Genomic DNA, 14,682 nt, shown 5'->3' on the forward strand with positions numbered 1-14,682 from the left:
GAACAAACTTTAATGGAGGTAACTGTCAAAGGAAAGCGAAATGGCGGCGATGATGATCCAAGCGCCCGTCGACTAGAAAAGAATGCCTCACAGATCATGAACGTCGTATCAGCTCGGGCAATTGAGATCTCTCCAGATATTACAGTGGCAAATGTTGTGCAACGTGTTTCGGGTGTTTCCATCGAACGGAATTCGAATGGTGAAGGGCAGTATGCTATTTTAAGGGGCATGGACAAACGCTATAACACGACTTTGGTCAATGGCGTGAAAGTCCCCAGTCCTGACAACAAATATCGCTATGTGCCCCTGGATCTATTCCCATCGGATATGTTGGAGCGATTGGAAATCTACAAATCCCTGACGCCAAATATGGAGGCTGATGCCATTGGTGGTGTCGTGAATATGGTCATGAAATCTGCTCCAAGCAAATTATTGTTTCAGGCTAACCTGGCTACAGGATACAGCCAACGGTATTTTAATCGGGATTTTGGTAGTTTTTCCACCAGCGGGGTTTCGTCAAAATCTCCTTATGAACTTCATGGGAAAAATTATAATGCTACTTCTGCTGATTTTGATAAGGGAACGTTGGACTATACGTATAAAAAACCATCCCCAGATCTTATCGGTAACCTAACGATTGGCAATCGCTATTTAGATGATAAGTTGGGGTCATACTAGGGCAAGTTATCAAAACCTTCATCGCGGCAGTCGTTCTATTTTCTACAAATCGTCTGTCGTTGATATCAATCCCAATGCGGTCATTACCGAACAGAGTGACCGACAATATGATGAACAGCAACAACGCTTGGGACTGCATAACAAAATTGATTATCGAATCAACCCAAACCATCGACTGAGTTTTTACCAGATGTATGTGAACTTGAACAATCTCCAATTACGAGATGCGGTCAATACGATTTACAATGGACAGTACGATCCAAGTAACGGTAAGTCCGAGTTGACCTATGTGACCCGGAGCAGGAAGACACAACAACAGATCTACACTGGTAATCTCCAAGGCGACCATCATTTTTGGATAATCGTTTGAATTTTCGCTGGTCGGGTGTCTTGTCTTCGGCGCGCAATGAGTTGCCGCAGAATACGACAATTAGCTTAGATGGAGTGGAGGAGAACTTTGAACGTAGACGGACTTCTCTCGTAAACAAGTCGCCAGTGACTTACCGTTGGGAACGTAATACCGATGAGGATCGAGCCGGCTATTGGGACCTCGCTTATAAAGTGCCGATGGCAGAAAACAAACTGGAGATTTCCACGGGTGGTTTATATCGTGACAAACAAAGGAGCAGTTTCTATAATAATTATAACCTTTCTCCAATCTCTGATGAGGCGAAGTATAAGTATGGGGTTGATTTTCAGAAGTACACGGATCTTCAATTGACAGTCAGTAATGCTACTGGTGCTGTGGCTAATGCATTGACCTACGATGCTGATGAAAAAACGACTGCGGTTTACGGGATGTTCAACTATGAGAATGACAAGCTGCAAATGATCGGAGGTATACGTATGGAGCATACGAACCAGGGGTATAAATTATTATTCCCTGCTGGAGAAAAGAGACCTGAGGGATCTCAGGTCTATACCGAATGGTTGCCGAGTTTAACGATTAAATATCATTTGGACAAAAAGCAACAACTTCATGCAGCTTACTATCGGGCATTAAACCGCCCTGGTTTTTACGAAATTGTTCCATCTAGTGTTGTCAATGAGGAATTTATGGAGCGAGGGAATCCAGATTTGAAACACGCGTTGGCCGATAATTTTGATTTACGTTACGAATTATTCCCAGAAGCGTCATCACAATTTCTTGTGGGTATGTTTTATAAAAAGATTAAAAACCCCATCGAGTACACTTTTCAGCCTGATGAGGTACGCAGGCAGGACGTATACTATACACCTGGAAATTTTGGAACTGCTAAAAACTTCGGCTTAGAGGTTGATTATATCAAGTATATCCAAAAATTTGGTGTTAAGGCGAATTATACATATACGCATTCGAGCATCACCACGACTAAAATGACCCGTAAGACGAACGAGGTTACGCAGGATCCCGATCCTATCTTTTGGATCAAACTCGCCCTCTTTATGGGCAAGCAGCACATATAGCTAATTTATCCTTGTTATACAAAGATGCTAACAGAGGTTGGGAAGGACAATTGGCTGGATCTTATACCGGATCCCGGATCAATACCGTTTCCCAGTTTTTGAATAATGATTTATGGCAAAAGGGATTTATTCAACTTGATGCTTCTGTGGAAAAGAAATTCCGTGCAGGATGGGCAATTTTCGCCAAAGCCAATAATATCTTAAATACACCTATGGAACTATATGTGAAGGGGACAAATCCTGAGAATGATAAGATTATGGAAAAGCTCGTGCAGGGTGGTAATACGCTTATTCGAAAGGATTTATATGGCCAAAATTATATCCTAGGTCTACGCTATAATCTGAATAAATAGGTTTGTGAAGCATTTAGCATATTATAATTAAATAAATCGAGCACATGCTCATAATGAAATATACAGATGAAAAATAACATTATTTTATTGTTTACAGCTCTTTCAATCGCATTGTTAGCGGCCTGTGAAAAGGCAAATATTGACGTGGATACTTCTGATGCCAATGGTAGTGCTATTGGTGAAGTTTCCGGCGTTTGGAGTAAGGGGAGTATCCAGCATATTAAAGGTGATATTATTATTCCCGAAGGAAAAACATTGACCATTGAGGAGGGCGTGACGGTGTTAATGGACTCTGTTGGTAAAGCTGAAATCGTGGTGTTGGGAAATCTATATGCGCTAGGTACCGCTGAAAATCCGGTGAAATTTACTGTAGAAGATAAATACAAATCCAAAACCAATGAATTTGGAAAGCTTTGGGGTGGTATTTTAGCGGCACCTAGTTGTCAGGAGTTAGTTTTAGACCATACCATTATCGAATATGGGGAGCAGTTACCTCCGATGCTTCAATGTCTGTCAAAATGGGATTATATAAAAAGACAGCTGGTGAAGCGCTACCCGCATTATGGTTTTCCAATATTGATGGGAAACTGATTGTTCAAAATAGCACAATCAGTCATTTTCATGAAGATTGCACCTATATTGAAGGTGGTAAAATTATCTTCGCTAACAATCGTTTCTTCTCGAATGGCGTCACTGGAGGTGAAGCTATGAACTTTAAATCTGGTTGTCTTGCTGATGTAGCCTACAATCTGGTCTACAGTGTCAACACCAATGCCTTAAAGCTTTCCAATTCAGGAGACAGAATACCACAGGCACATATCATCGTTTACAACAATACCATGCTGAATACGGGCTGGCGTCGGCCGACCGCAAAAGGTGGTTCGGTTTGGTTAGAGGCCTCTGTTAAAGCGGAAGTGTACAATAATCTGTTCGCCAATACCCGATTCGGGGTTAAACGCGACCCCAAGAAGCCCGAAGATAAGCGCTCGGTATCAAGCAACAATTGGTATTATGGTTATGATCAATTGACGGTGGACCAATTTCAGGTCGGAAAGAATGATATCGTTGAAGGGACCAATGATGTCAGGGGCAAATTGGCAGGGGAAAACAACCTAAATTTGTGAACTATCCATTAGAAACTCCCGGTGATAATTATGTGTTTAATGCAGCCTGGGATTTCCATCTACAAGGAAATTCATCCGCTTTGAAAGCTGGTACGTTAGCATTCAAACCACATTTTATAGATGGATTGACACTATCAAATGGTTTATCCTATAGCTCTCCACAACCTGCAACTTATGTTGGTGCTTTTGGTGCCAAATTTTAATTAATTCAACATGAAAACAACGTTAAAAACAATACTATTTTTTGGCTTGACGGCATCGACATTACTGCAAGTCTCCTGTAATAACCCAAAAACGAATACATCCGCAACGGAATCTATTAAACCTGTTTTTGTTACTGATGCGGTACGTTACGATTCCGATGATCCTGCGATCTGGGTCAATAAAACCGATCCTAGCAAAAGTCTGGTCATCGCAACCGACAAAGATGCGGATGGTGCTTTATTTGTGTACGATTTACAAGGTAAAATTGTTAAAGATAAGGTAGCCTCAAATTTGAAACGCCCAAATAATGTGGATATCGCCTATGGTTTGATCATCGGAGGAAACCCGTCGATATCGCTGTGACAACAGAACGTATGACACATAAACTACGCATATTCTCGTTGCCAGATATGAAACCAATCGATCAGGGGGATTGGATATGTTTGTAGGGGAAACAGAACCTGATTTCAGGGATCTGATGGGAATAGCACTTTATACCTCACCGAAGGGGAGATCTATGCCATTGTGGGAAGAAAAAATGGTCCCAAAGAGGGGTACTTGGGCCAATATCTCTTGACGGATAATGGTGCCGGTGCTGTGAAGGCCACCTTAGTCCGTAAGTTTGGTTCATTCAGTGGAAAGAAAGAAATTGAAGCCATCGCTGTAGACAATGAACTCGGCTATATCTACTATTCGGATGAACAAGTGGGGTGAAACAGTATTATGCAGATCCTACAAAGGGCAATCAACAGTTGGCCTTGTTTGCGACCGAAGGTTTCACAGAAGACCATGAGGGTATTTCAATTTATAAATTGACGGATAGTACGGGCTATATTTTGGTTTCCGATCAGGGGCTAACCGCTTTCAGATTTTTAGCCGTGAGGGTACAAAGTCAAACCCATTTGAACATACTCATTTAAAGACGGTGCCCGTTATGGCTACACAAAGTGATGGTTCGGACGTCGTGTCTATCCGTCTAAATGATACATTTCAGCATGGTTTATTTGTTGCCATGAGCGATGATAAGACTTTTCACTATTACCGTTGGGAAGATATCGCTGGGCAGGAGCTAAAAAGAAATAGTCTTTCGAGAAGACTGATAAAGTATAAGGCAACAGTTGTATAATTGACGTACAGCTGTTGCTTTTTAAGGAATAATGCCCTTACTGCTATTGTTTTTAAGATCCTGGATGTCCGTGCAGTGATAACACAAGTGAAGTCTTCATCAATCCTGTTCGTACAATTTATACGCTACAGCTGATTCCTATTGGTGATAGCGAATCAAGCTCTCAGAAAGAAATATGGTCTTTCTCAGTGTAAGCAAAGCATTAATCAATCCTGTTTAGATGCATTATGCGTAGCAGTTACAGGTAATTCCCGACAATGGATAGGGACCTTAAACCAGAATGTCGAACCTTCACCGAGTGTGCTGTCCACACCAATTTCTCCCTGATGTTTTTGGATAATTTCTCGGCAGATAAACAATCCGATACCGAATCCAGAGGCGTAACTATCTGTTGAATCATTCACCCGATAGAATTTATTAAAAATCTGTTTTTGGTGCTTGTCACTGATGCCTCTTCCTGATCGCTGACTTTTACATTAAAATAATGGTCATCCACCAGAACATCCATGATAATGTTCGAATTGGTGGGAGCGTATTTAATGGCGTTGTCGATGAAATTAATGATCACCTGTTCGATCTTATCACGGTCAGCGACTATTTCTTGTCTGGAATGGGTTGCTCCGGTGTAATGAATAAGATGCTTGATGGGTTTTAGTGAATAGATGTTACGGATGTAATCTATCAGTGTACAGATGCGAAATGTATTTTTGTGGAGCAATAATTTCCCCTCATTGAGCTGGGATACATTCAGGAAACCCTCGATCAGTCCACGCATGCGTGTAGCCTGCTCATTTGATTGATGGAGATATTGTAGTCTTTTTTTCCGAACTGAGTGTCTGCTCCTTTGTAAGCAAGAGCTGTATGTAGGCAATCAGTGAGGTCAAAGGAGTCTTCAATTCATGGCTTGCGATACTGATAAAGTCCAGTTTTTTCTTTCCTCCTCTTTGTCGTTGGTTGTATCGAATATTGCACCGTATATGATTTGTCGGTTTGAATCGGCCGATAATTGTCCACCACCAACAGATCGAAGCCATTTTATTTTGCCTGTTTTTTTATCTTCTATTTCACATTGACAGTCAAAGGGGACTGTTTGGATACAACCTCCTGAAAGATATGACGTATCTTATCCCGGTATTGCGGTAGGATCTGGGTGAAAAAATCCACTTCCTGTATTTCTCGTTGGTGATCAAAGCCAAAAAGTTCGCGACATTGATCATTGAGTTCCATTTTCCTGGATTCTAGGTCAATGGAAAAGATGCCAATTCCTGCAACCTCCACGATCATTCTAAACTCTTGGTCTTTCTTTGCGATCAAGGTATTAATGGCCTCCAGTTGTTCACGCTCTACATGCTGTTGTGTAATATCCAGCGTGGTGCCGGCAAACCATTCCGGCTGTTGGTCCTGATCAAAATACATTTTCCCTTGCAATGGAGCCAGCGTAACTTTTGATCCTCGGCACCAATAGTACGAAACTGTACATCATAAACACCCTTATTTTGATAACTCAATGATTTTTTGACTTCCCGATCTATTCTGTTCCTATCTTCGGGGTGTATATAGCGTAAAACCTCGCTATAAGGAACAGCCTCACCCTTGGCAAAGCCAAAGAGCTCACGTGTACGTTCATCCCAGTGTACAATGTAGCTCTTACAGTTTAGATTCCAAGTCCCCATTTCGGCAGATTGTAGTGCGAAATGATAATGCTCTTCGCTTTCAATGATTTTCTTTAGTGCTGCTTTTAGTTTCTGGTTTAAATTTTTGGTTTCCCGGTCCGGTAATGGATATTTATTTAAACTGGTGACTGCATGAATGTTTCCTTCCAGACTGTATTTTGGAGTTAGTAGATCCTCAAGAAGTTTTTGCTCAATGTTATTCTTTTCATCCGACTGTTGGGCGATCGGCATATGATGGGGAATAATATTTATTTCTTGATATATACCATACATTTCTCCTGCTGCATTGATAAGGGGCTGGTATTTTATGCTGCAGTTATACCTATCGGATTGCCCTTCCAGACCAAGTCTGATTGATACATTTTCTTCTAGCAGGGTTTTCTGGCTAAACCACACCTGTTTTAATTTGGAGATACGAGCATGGAGATCCTCCTGTATAATACAATCTTCCAGCCGCTGACCAAGGGCAGTTTCATCACAATTCCACAACTGGAGCATTCTTGCACTGGCATAGGATATATAAAGCTCAGGACTATCATAAATCGCACAAGCCCCCGATGCGGTGCTGAGTATAGTTAAAATATCTTGGTCGGAACGGATCATAAAGTTTCAAAAAAATAAAATGCTATTTAGTTTAAAACAAATATTGTTCCCTTTCCAGATCCTTCCGAAACTTTCTTTAAAATTTAGTGTTTAATGGTTTCTCTTTCTGAAATAAGTGCCAATGGAATGTCTTTATAAAGTCCTTTAAATGGATAGAATTTTGTACCTTTATTCAGGTTGTGCCAGTTTGGACAGTAGGCGGAGTAGGGCTGGAGGTACAAGAGGTTTCTGGGTCTTTCAAGGTAAAAATGCAACTGAACTCCATAGTAGCATACTGTTTGGAGAAAGAAGAAAGATAAATTTTTATTAAATATTGCAAAAGATGGGTAAGGTGAAGATACTATTGGTTGAAGATCATATGGTCGTACGTAATGGTATTAAATTGTTATTGGAATCTCAAGAGGACTTTGTCGTCATCGGGGAGGCTTCGGATGGCAATGAGGCACTTCAACTCCTGTGCAACGAATTATTGCCTGAGATTATCTTAACGGATATCAGTATGGATCATATGGACGGCATGGAGTTGTTGCGTGTGATCAAAGCCAAGTATCCATCCATTAAGGTTGTCATCCTTTCGATGTTGAATCAGATCCATTATGTTATAGAAGGGTTTAAGCACGGCCTTTCGGGTTACCTTCTTAAAAACGTGGATTATAACGAGCTTCTTTTTGGACTAAACCATGTGGCTAATGGGGGTAAATACATGAGTGAAGAAATTAGTATGGCGCTGCTTGATCAGGTGGTCTCTGGTGAAAATTATACGGATTTACCAAACCGTTCGCTAACTGACTTTGATATCAGTGAACGCGAACTGGAAGTGCTGAAATTGATCGCTGATGGTTTTACGAATATGGAGATTGCCGACAAAATCTTTTTGAGCAAACGCACAATAGAGGGCCATCGACAAAGTTTGATCGAAAAAATGAATGTAAAAAATACGGCAGAACTTGTTAAGGTTGCCTTTCAATCCGGTATTCTCAAATAGTCCATTAAAATAATCCAATTGATTCCTGCTTGACTAACTTTTGGTTTGCAACTGCTGTTGTGTTTTTTTCTACTGTTGATGATAAGTAAAACAGATCCGATAAGTATAAATGGAATACTCAGTAGCTGTCCCATATTAATGAACAATGAATTTTCAAAATCTTCCTGATTGAGTTTTAGAAACTCATCTAAAAATCGAAAGGAAAACAATAGGATTAACAATAAAGCGAAGCAATTGCCAATGTTGTTTTTTAGGATCGGTTTTGTCCAAAGATAACGTAGTAACAGGAATAGTATCATACAAAACAACGCTTCATATAATTGAGCCGGATGTCGTGGTATTTGATCAATAGAAGTAAAGATAAAAGCCCAGGGCATGTTTGTTGGCGTACCGATCATCTCCGAATTCATTAGATTACCCAGGCGGATACAGGCTCCAGCGATAGGGACCACCAATGCGATTCGATCTGCAACCCAAAGGAAGGGAAGCTTTTGCTTCTTCGCGAACAAGAAAATAGCGACCAAAATACCAATACCACCGCCATGACTAGCCAGACCACCTTCCCATATGGCGAAGATCTTTAGCGGATTACTGAAATAATACGAGGGATCATAAAATAAGACATGTCCCAAACGTGCGCCTATAATTGTGCCCAAGACAATATAGATACTAAGCTGATCCAAAAAATCAACCGCTCGGCCTTCCTTTTTAAACATTGTCCATAACAGTCTGTAGCATAGGATAATTCCAAGTAGCCAAAATATGCCGTACCAACGGATAGGGTGATTGATGATCGGTATGGTAAAGATGTCGCTATTGACATCCCAAGTGATGAAATTCAATATTAAGCTACTCGTCATTATGCCTTAAAATATTTAGTGTATGGTATTAGTATAAGGAGATGGTCTTTTGTTACATTAAATCATGAAAATAAGTTCAAAGCTGCGTTGTTGGTTCTAAAACTCGATCATTCAATACAAATATTGATGCTGCCCGTACGATTGTTAAAATGCCTGATTTATCTTTTTTCGATCCTGTATATTTGTTTGTTAGTAAGACCGCATGACGAAATTTTTTGTTATAAACAACTTGATTTAAAGATGGTGGACCTACCTGCTAAAGGATGAATCTTAGGTAGCATACTTCTGTGTATCTTTATCCATTATGAGTCTACTTAAATATCAGGAAAGTTAAATATTTTTGAACTCAGGTATATTGTTTTGTTGGGAATATTCCGATATTCGATTACTTATTGACGGAACTCTGATGAGCGTTATACCTTAACGTTTAAAATATCGTACTCATCATAGCGGCATTATTATTTTAAATTACAGAAAATTACAGAAGGACATACGTATACCTTTGGAGAAGAACAAAAGTGAATTAATAAATATTCTGATGAAATTATATAGAACTGGAGCGTTTTACTGTCTTATTGTGATTTTACTGCTGGTCCAGTTATTTTCTTGTCATCAGAATAAGCCCCAGGACGCACAGAAGGCTACGGTCGTAGCCAACGACTCTCTTGACCTGAGCTATGAGAATGTGATGCTGCGCTATCTTTCAACACAGGATTTCAAGAGTGCAGCCCTTGTAAACAAGAAAAGAAATGAACTGCTTAAAGATGGCTATTTTGAGCATTCTCCTTACAGTTCGATTCTGTTGGCCTACGAATATTTACTGGATGATAATATAGATTCCGTCGAAATTGCGCTAAAAAATCTGGAAGGGCAAAAATTATCTTCGGATTTGGCTGTTTTAAAGGATTATCTGGGGATTCGTGCCAATTTCAGTTTTCATGATGTAACCAGCGGAACGATGATGGAGCAGATTATTGATGCGAAAGAGTATGCTTTAGCACATGAAAGTGTGTTTACCTTTCTGTTTTATAATCTATTGGCCAATGCGGAATACCGGCAGGGAGAATATCGACAGGCGCTAAAGGATGTGGAGTCCTGGTATCATTATCATCCCAATAAATCGAATGCACATGTCTCTCAGGCCTACCAGGAGATGAAATTTATGCAATATATGGCTTTGCATGATTTTGAAAAACTAAAAGGTACCCTGGACAGTTGTAAACACTATGCAAATGCAACAAAAGATTCGGCCATTATCATGCGTATGTATGACTTACAGTCGCAGTATTATTTTAGTATCGAAAACAACTCAAAAGCGCTAGAGGCCTCCAAAAGTACTTCAATTATTTACAGGCAACCAATACCTTGAATGCATATATTTTTGCAAATCTTGGTAAGAATTTCCTAAACAATAATCAGGTGGATTCGGCCATATTTTATTTTAATGCTGGTCTCCGATTTATTAAAAAGCATAAGATTAACCATAATAAAATGTTTTATTATAAGAATCTGCAAGTAGCTTATGCATTAAAAGGAGATTATGAACGGGCCTATTTTGCATTGGATTCAAGTTTTCAAGATTATAAACGGAGCACACAGCGGATCGAGGCCGAAAAAATCAACGATATCAATACAAAATACCAAACAGAGAAAAAGGATCAGGCGATTACGCTGTTGCGAACGACGAATGCATTCAACCATAAGATATTGGTCCAACAACGCTGGATATTTGTTATTCTATTGGCCCTGGTATTCAGTATTGCATTTTTTATCTATTTCAGAAACAAACAGAAATTGTTGCAGAATATCAATCAACGTATTCTCGCGGAGAATAGACAGCTTATTTTAGAACAAAAAACAAGGCAAAACCAACTAAATCCACATTTTATATACAATGCTATCGCCAACCTACAAGGATTGATCAGTAGTGAACAAAAGGCAAAGGCTAATCAATATCTGCTCTTATTATCACGTCAGATCCGTGATATTCTTGAATTGAATAGGGAAGAATATATTTCATTGGATCAGGAAATTAAATCATTAAATAATTATATACTTTTACAGCAGATGCGTTATCAAGATGTGTTTGGTTTTCAGATTGAGACCGACGATCTGGATCTGGATGATGTCATGATTCCACCGATGATTATACAGCCATTTGTGGAAAACGCCATTGAGCATGCATTTAAGAATTTACCTTATATGGGACAACTGGAGATTTCTTTCCGTACACATGAAAACCAACTGCATGTCAGCATCTGTGACAATGGCTGGGGATGCAGGTGCATAAGGAACAGGTTTCTCACAAGACGTCCTTATCCCAGATTATTACAAAAGAACGTCTGGAGCTTTTGTTTGCGGATGCTGAACCAGAAGCACGGATTGAAATAACACCAAACTATAGCGATGATCAGCGTGGTTATAAAGTCGAAATTTATATTCCACTTGTTTTATATTTTAACTAAAAAATCAGTATTATGAAAGTTTATATTCTTGAAGATGAGTATAATATATACTTGTATATAAAGTCACTCCTGGATAGTATCCCTTATGTTCAAATCGTCGGTTACAGCCCTTCCATTGCACAGGCCGAGCGAGAACTACTGGCAACCAACCCCGATTTAATTCTCGCTGACATTCAGCTGAAAGATGGTTCAAGTTTATCCTTTCTCTCTGAACTTAAATTGGATATCAATACGATTTTTATTACAGCATTCAATCAATACGCCATTGAAGCTCTTAATATCGGTGCCATTGCTTATCTGTTGAAACCTTTGGTGCCCGATCAGTTTATCGAAGCGATCGAAAAATGTTATAAAAAGAATACTGAATATCGATTCAATAGCATGCAGTTAAATATGGCGGAGAGCTATCTAAAGGCGCCTAATAAACCTAAGAAAATAGCTTTGCGTACTTTTGAATATACACAGATTGTGAATATCGACGACGTGCTTTATTGCCATGGCGACAAGGGATATACCACATTTTATATCAAAGACAACAAGCCTATGATGGTTTCTAAAGTATTGAAACACTTCGAAACCATGTTGCCCGAAACAGAGTTTATCCGATGTCATCAATCTTATCTGATCAATGCAAACTATATTAAAAAATATTTTAAAGATGGTCAGTTGGAGATGGCAGATGGGAAAATGATTCCTGTAGCGACGAGAAAGAAGGATGTTATTCAGCAATTTCTGAATGATTTCTAATGGGAACGTAAGTTCTTTTGGAACCGAAAAGAAGGCTTACCCATATTTATAAATTCTGAAAAGCTAAAAAATATAGCAGCTTCGCTTTAATACTAAAATTATTAGTATTAAATTTGCTTAAACTTAAGACGGAGGTGGCTATGTTATTAACAAAAAAAAGCTTTAATCGGCCAATTGAAAAAGGACCTGTTGGTATGGCAGGGAGTACCACAAAAATCGGCTGATGTACTTCCGATAGGCCTTGGTCCATTGGAGGGGCTTTCCCCAATGGAATTTTCCCTAGGGAGTGATTCACGAATTTGTTAGTTTTGATCGGATAGGAGGAGCCGTTTCTTGTGGTTTTATCAGCGGTCTGTTGGGCAAGTTGATGCGTAATGGTGGGATCTGCATTTGGATAAGTTGCTTTCATACACTATTTCCTACTGCCCTGAAATCGTTTGGTGTTGTACCTGAAAATGTCATTTTCGTCCGTATGGAACGGGAAAAGGATGTTTTATGGGCGATGGAAGAGGCCCTAAAGTGTGAAGGCATAACGGCTGTACTGGCAGAGATACATCATTTGGACTTCGTACAGTCGCGGCGCTTGCAGCTGGCCGTGGAGAAAAGTGCAGTAACGGGATTTATCCTGCAGCACAACCCGAAGTTACTGGGAGCAACAGCCTGTGCTGCACGATGGAAAATTAGCTCGCTGCCAAGCCAATTGGAAGATGGACTGCCGGGAATTGGCTATCCAAGTTGGGATATAGCCTTGTTGAAAGTTCGGAACGGAAATCCGGGGCGATGGCAGATGACATGGAGTGCTGGCGGCTTTGAGCCTGTTGCTAAAACAAGGCAAGAGACTGAAGGCTGGGCACCATCTTATCATAATCGGGGATTGGCATGAAAAAGCGATTTGCATCCCTGTGGTTTCGCCATCTAAAAACAGACTGGATGGCGATTGGGCATCCCCAGCTCAGGGGAATACCTTTTGTATTGGCAATTTCCACCCATGGAAAGCTGATCGTCAATGCCAGTAATCATCTGGCTGAACAGGAAGGTATATATCCCGGTTTGGCCATTGCTGATGCAAAGGCATTTTTACCCTCCTTAAAAGTGATCAATGAACGTCCGGGATTAACGGAAAAATTGCTCCAAAGCATTGCACATTGGTGTATCAGGTATACACCTGTCGTAGCGATAGACCCGCCCGAAGGAATGATTTTGGATATCAGTGGTTGTGCCCACCTTTGGGGTGGAGAAGAATCTTATCTAAAGCATATTGTTTCCAGGTTTAAGCAACATGGCTACGATGTACAGACCTGTATTGCAGATACCATCGGTGCAGCTTGGGCAATAGCCCGTTTTGGCAAGGAAAACAGCATTGTAAAGACGGATAGGCAGTTTGACGCCTTATTGACTTTACCAGCCCAGGCATTACGACTGGAAGCCGCCGTATTAGCACGATTACAAAGCCTTGGCTTGAAAACAATTGGAAGTTTTGCGGCCATGCCGCGTACAGCATTACGGAGGCGTTTTGGAAATCATTTGCTCCTTCGCCTGGATCAGGCTATTGGGCATGAAGATGAATTTATTGTTTCCATAAAGCCGATCTTTCCCTATGAAGAACGGTTGCCCTGTCTGGAACCGATCCGTACAGCCGATGGTATTGAGCTTGCCCTCCAGCAGCTTTTACACGCAATCTGTAAACGCCTGATTGGGGAAGGTAAAGGTGTACGGGAGGCGGTACTGCAATGTCACCGCGTTGACGGAAAAATCGAACAGATCAACATCGGAACCAATCGGGCGACAGCGCATGAACAGCACTTGTTTCAGTTATTTGCCTTGAAGATCGCACAAATAGAACCTGCATTGGGTATTGAACTGTTTATCTTGGAGGTACCCAAGGTTGAAGAGGCCGATCCTGTTCAGGAGAATTTATGGGGCAATCGTATTGGACTAGATAATCCCATGGTGACCGAATTATTGGATCGTCTGAAAAGCAGAGACCCCAGCTGTGATATTTCCCGTTATTTGCCCGCAGCACATTATTGGCCTGAGCGCTCCATGAAAACTGCCAATTCAGTCCAGGAAGTCGCCACTGTTGACTGGCAAACGGAAAGACCCCGGCCCACACGTCTGTTGAGCATACCAGAACCTATTCTGGTTACAGCACCTATTCCCGATTATCCACCATTGTTATTTCGCTATAAAGGGAAGTCTATACCATTAAAAAGGCGGATGGGCCGGAGCGCATTGAACGGGAATGGTGGATAGATAAAGGTGAACATCGTGATTATTATGCCGTTGAGGATGAGAAAGGTCAGCGATTTTGGCTTTACCGTTCGGGGCATTACGACGACAGTTTGCCCAATCAATGGTTTTTACATGGTTTTTTTGCATAATGATGGGTTATTGTGAATTACAGATAACGAGCAATTT

The 14,682-nt window shown here is 40.6% G+C and carries 23 protein-coding genes; 17 read left to right on the forward strand and 6 right to left on the reverse strand.

The window, feature by feature from the left end; genetic code table 11:
* The first annotated feature begins 12 nt into the window (after positions 1-12).
* The 11 genes from KUH03_RS39440 (at position 13) to KUH03_RS39490 (ending at position 4,931) form a co-directional block, all read left to right on the forward strand.
* The gene (locus KUH03_RS39440) at positions 13-678 is read left to right on the forward strand and encodes a TonB-dependent receptor plug domain-containing protein (protein WP_257090081.1); all 666 of its coding nucleotides are present in this window, start codon (positions 13-15) and stop codon (positions 676-678) included.
* Positions 656-1,048 (forward strand): hypothetical protein, encoded by a 393-nt coding sequence (locus KUH03_RS39445; RefSeq protein WP_257090082.1) that lies wholly within the window; start codon positions 656-658, stop codon positions 1,046-1,048. The genes KUH03_RS39440 and KUH03_RS39445 overlap by 23 nt, the downstream gene beginning before the upstream one ends.
* Positions 1,033-2,124 (forward strand): TonB-dependent receptor domain-containing protein, encoded by a 1,092-nt coding sequence (locus tag KUH03_RS39450; RefSeq protein ID WP_257090083.1) that lies wholly within the window; start codon positions 1,033-1,035, stop codon positions 2,122-2,124. Before KUH03_RS39445 ends, KUH03_RS39450 begins: the two co-directional genes overlap by 16 nt.
* 11 nt (positions 2,125-2,135) lie before the next feature.
* The gene (locus tag KUH03_RS39455; protein WP_257090084.1) at positions 2,136-2,477 is read left to right on the forward strand and encodes a TonB-dependent receptor; all 342 of its coding nucleotides are present in this window, start codon (positions 2,136-2,138) and stop codon (positions 2,475-2,477) included.
* Between the two features lie 66 nt (positions 2,478-2,543).
* Positions 2,544-3,068, forward strand: a complete 525-nt coding sequence (locus KUH03_RS39460; RefSeq protein ID WP_257090085.1) for a hypothetical protein — start codon at positions 2,544-2,546, stop codon at positions 3,066-3,068.
* A complete protein-coding gene (locus KUH03_RS39465) occupies positions 2,996-3,601 on the forward strand; it encodes a hypothetical protein (RefSeq protein WP_257090086.1) in 606 nt (201 codons plus the stop codon). The genes KUH03_RS39460 and KUH03_RS39465 overlap by 73 nt, the downstream gene beginning before the upstream one ends.
* Positions 3,598-3,804: a hypothetical protein gene (locus KUH03_RS39470; RefSeq protein WP_257090087.1), complete on the forward strand. Its 207-nt coding sequence runs from the start codon at positions 3,598-3,600 to the stop codon at positions 3,802-3,804. Before KUH03_RS39465 ends, KUH03_RS39470 begins: the two co-directional genes overlap by 4 nt.
* A 10-nt stretch (positions 3,805-3,814) precedes the next feature.
* Entirely contained in the window at positions 3,815-4,168 is a 354-nt protein-coding gene (locus tag KUH03_RS39475) for a phytase (RefSeq protein ID WP_257090088.1), read from the forward strand.
* 162 nt (positions 4,169-4,330) lie between these two features.
* The gene (locus tag KUH03_RS39480; protein WP_257090089.1) at positions 4,331-4,519 is read left to right on the forward strand and encodes a phytase; all 189 of its coding nucleotides are present in this window, start codon (positions 4,331-4,333) and stop codon (positions 4,517-4,519) included.
* Positions 4,516-4,725, forward strand: coding sequence for a phytase (locus tag KUH03_RS39485; protein ID WP_257090090.1), 210 nt, complete (start codon positions 4,516-4,518; stop codon positions 4,723-4,725). The genes KUH03_RS39480 and KUH03_RS39485 overlap by 4 nt, the downstream gene beginning before the upstream one ends.
* 14 nt (positions 4,726-4,739) lie before the next feature.
* Positions 4,740-4,931, forward strand: coding sequence for a hypothetical protein (locus KUH03_RS39490; protein WP_257090091.1), 192 nt, complete (start codon positions 4,740-4,742; stop codon positions 4,929-4,931).
* Between the two features lie 206 nt (positions 4,932-5,137).
* Here the strand turns inward: KUH03_RS39490 and KUH03_RS39495 are convergent, their stop codons facing one another.
* Genes KUH03_RS39495 through KUH03_RS39515 form a run of 5 tightly spaced genes read right to left on the reverse strand, consistent with a single transcriptional unit; the run spans position 5,138 to position 7,207 of the window.
* On the reverse strand, positions 5,138-5,335 hold the full coding sequence (locus KUH03_RS39495; RefSeq protein ID WP_257090092.1) for an ATP-binding protein: 198 nt from the start codon (positions 5,333-5,335) through the stop codon (positions 5,138-5,140).
* Positions 5,332-5,706 carry a hypothetical protein gene (locus KUH03_RS39500; protein ID WP_257090093.1) on the reverse strand — a complete coding sequence of 125 codons (375 nt, stop codon included), beginning with the start codon at positions 5,704-5,706 and terminating at the stop codon, positions 5,332-5,334. Before KUH03_RS39500 ends, KUH03_RS39495 begins: the two co-directional genes overlap by 4 nt.
* A 13-nt stretch (positions 5,707-5,719) precedes the next feature.
* Positions 5,720-5,965, reverse strand: coding sequence for a histidine kinase dimerization/phospho-acceptor domain-containing protein (locus KUH03_RS39505; protein ID WP_257090094.1), 246 nt, complete (start codon positions 5,963-5,965; stop codon positions 5,720-5,722).
* Positions 5,966-5,990: 25 nt separating this feature from the next.
* Positions 5,991-6,347 carry a PAS domain-containing protein gene (locus KUH03_RS39510; RefSeq protein WP_257090095.1) on the reverse strand — a complete coding sequence of 119 codons (357 nt, stop codon included), beginning with the start codon at positions 6,345-6,347 and terminating at the stop codon, positions 5,991-5,993.
* Complete coding sequence (locus KUH03_RS39515; RefSeq protein ID WP_257090096.1) at positions 6,275-7,207, reverse strand: PAS domain-containing protein; 933 nt, start codon at positions 7,205-7,207, stop codon at positions 6,275-6,277. The genes KUH03_RS39510 and KUH03_RS39515 overlap by 73 nt, the downstream gene beginning before the upstream one ends.
* 322 nt (positions 7,208-7,529) lie before the next feature.
* Here KUH03_RS39515 and KUH03_RS39520 point away from each other — a divergent pair, with 322 nt between their 5' ends.
* Positions 7,530-8,192 (forward strand): response regulator transcription factor, encoded by a 663-nt coding sequence (locus KUH03_RS39520; RefSeq protein ID WP_257090097.1) that lies wholly within the window; start codon positions 7,530-7,532, stop codon positions 8,190-8,192.
* Here KUH03_RS39520 and lgt read toward each other — a convergent pair.
* Positions 8,171-9,052, reverse strand: a complete 882-nt coding sequence (gene lgt / locus KUH03_RS39525) for a prolipoprotein diacylglyceryl transferase (protein WP_257090098.1) — start codon at positions 9,050-9,052, stop codon at positions 8,171-8,173. The two genes, KUH03_RS39520 and lgt, sit on opposite strands and share 22 nt — an antisense overlap.
* Before the next feature lie 538 nt (positions 9,053-9,590).
* On the opposite strand from lgt, the gene KUH03_RS39530 reads away from it, so the two are divergent.
* From KUH03_RS39530 to KUH03_RS39550, 5 genes are all read left to right on the forward strand, one after another.
* On the forward strand, positions 9,591-10,421 hold the full coding sequence (locus tag KUH03_RS39530; protein WP_257090099.1) for a hypothetical protein: 831 nt from the start codon (positions 9,591-9,593) through the stop codon (positions 10,419-10,421).
* Positions 10,418-11,443, forward strand: a complete 1,026-nt coding sequence (locus tag KUH03_RS39535; protein WP_257090100.1) for a sensor histidine kinase — start codon at positions 10,418-10,420, stop codon at positions 11,441-11,443. Before KUH03_RS39530 ends, KUH03_RS39535 begins: the two co-directional genes overlap by 4 nt.
* A gap of 86 nt (positions 11,444-11,529) precedes the next feature.
* Entirely contained in the window at positions 11,530-12,264 is a 735-nt protein-coding gene (locus KUH03_RS39540; RefSeq protein ID WP_223580074.1) for a LytTR family DNA-binding domain-containing protein, read from the forward strand.
* Between the two features lie 286 nt (positions 12,265-12,550).
* Entirely contained in the window at positions 12,551-13,147 is a 597-nt protein-coding gene (locus tag KUH03_RS39545; protein ID WP_257090101.1) for an ImuA family protein, read from the forward strand.
* Positions 13,144-14,517 carry a DNA polymerase Y family protein gene (locus KUH03_RS39550; RefSeq protein ID WP_257090102.1) on the forward strand — a complete coding sequence of 458 codons (1,374 nt, stop codon included), beginning with the start codon at positions 13,144-13,146 and terminating at the stop codon, positions 14,515-14,517. The genes KUH03_RS39545 and KUH03_RS39550 overlap by 4 nt, the downstream gene beginning before the upstream one ends.
* The last annotated feature ends 165 nt before the right edge of the window (positions 14,518-14,682 follow it).

It is taken from the genome of Sphingobacterium sp. E70, from assembly GCF_019285695.1.
Lineage (GTDB): Bacteria > Bacteroidota > Bacteroidia > Sphingobacteriales > Sphingobacteriaceae > Sphingobacterium > Sphingobacterium detergens.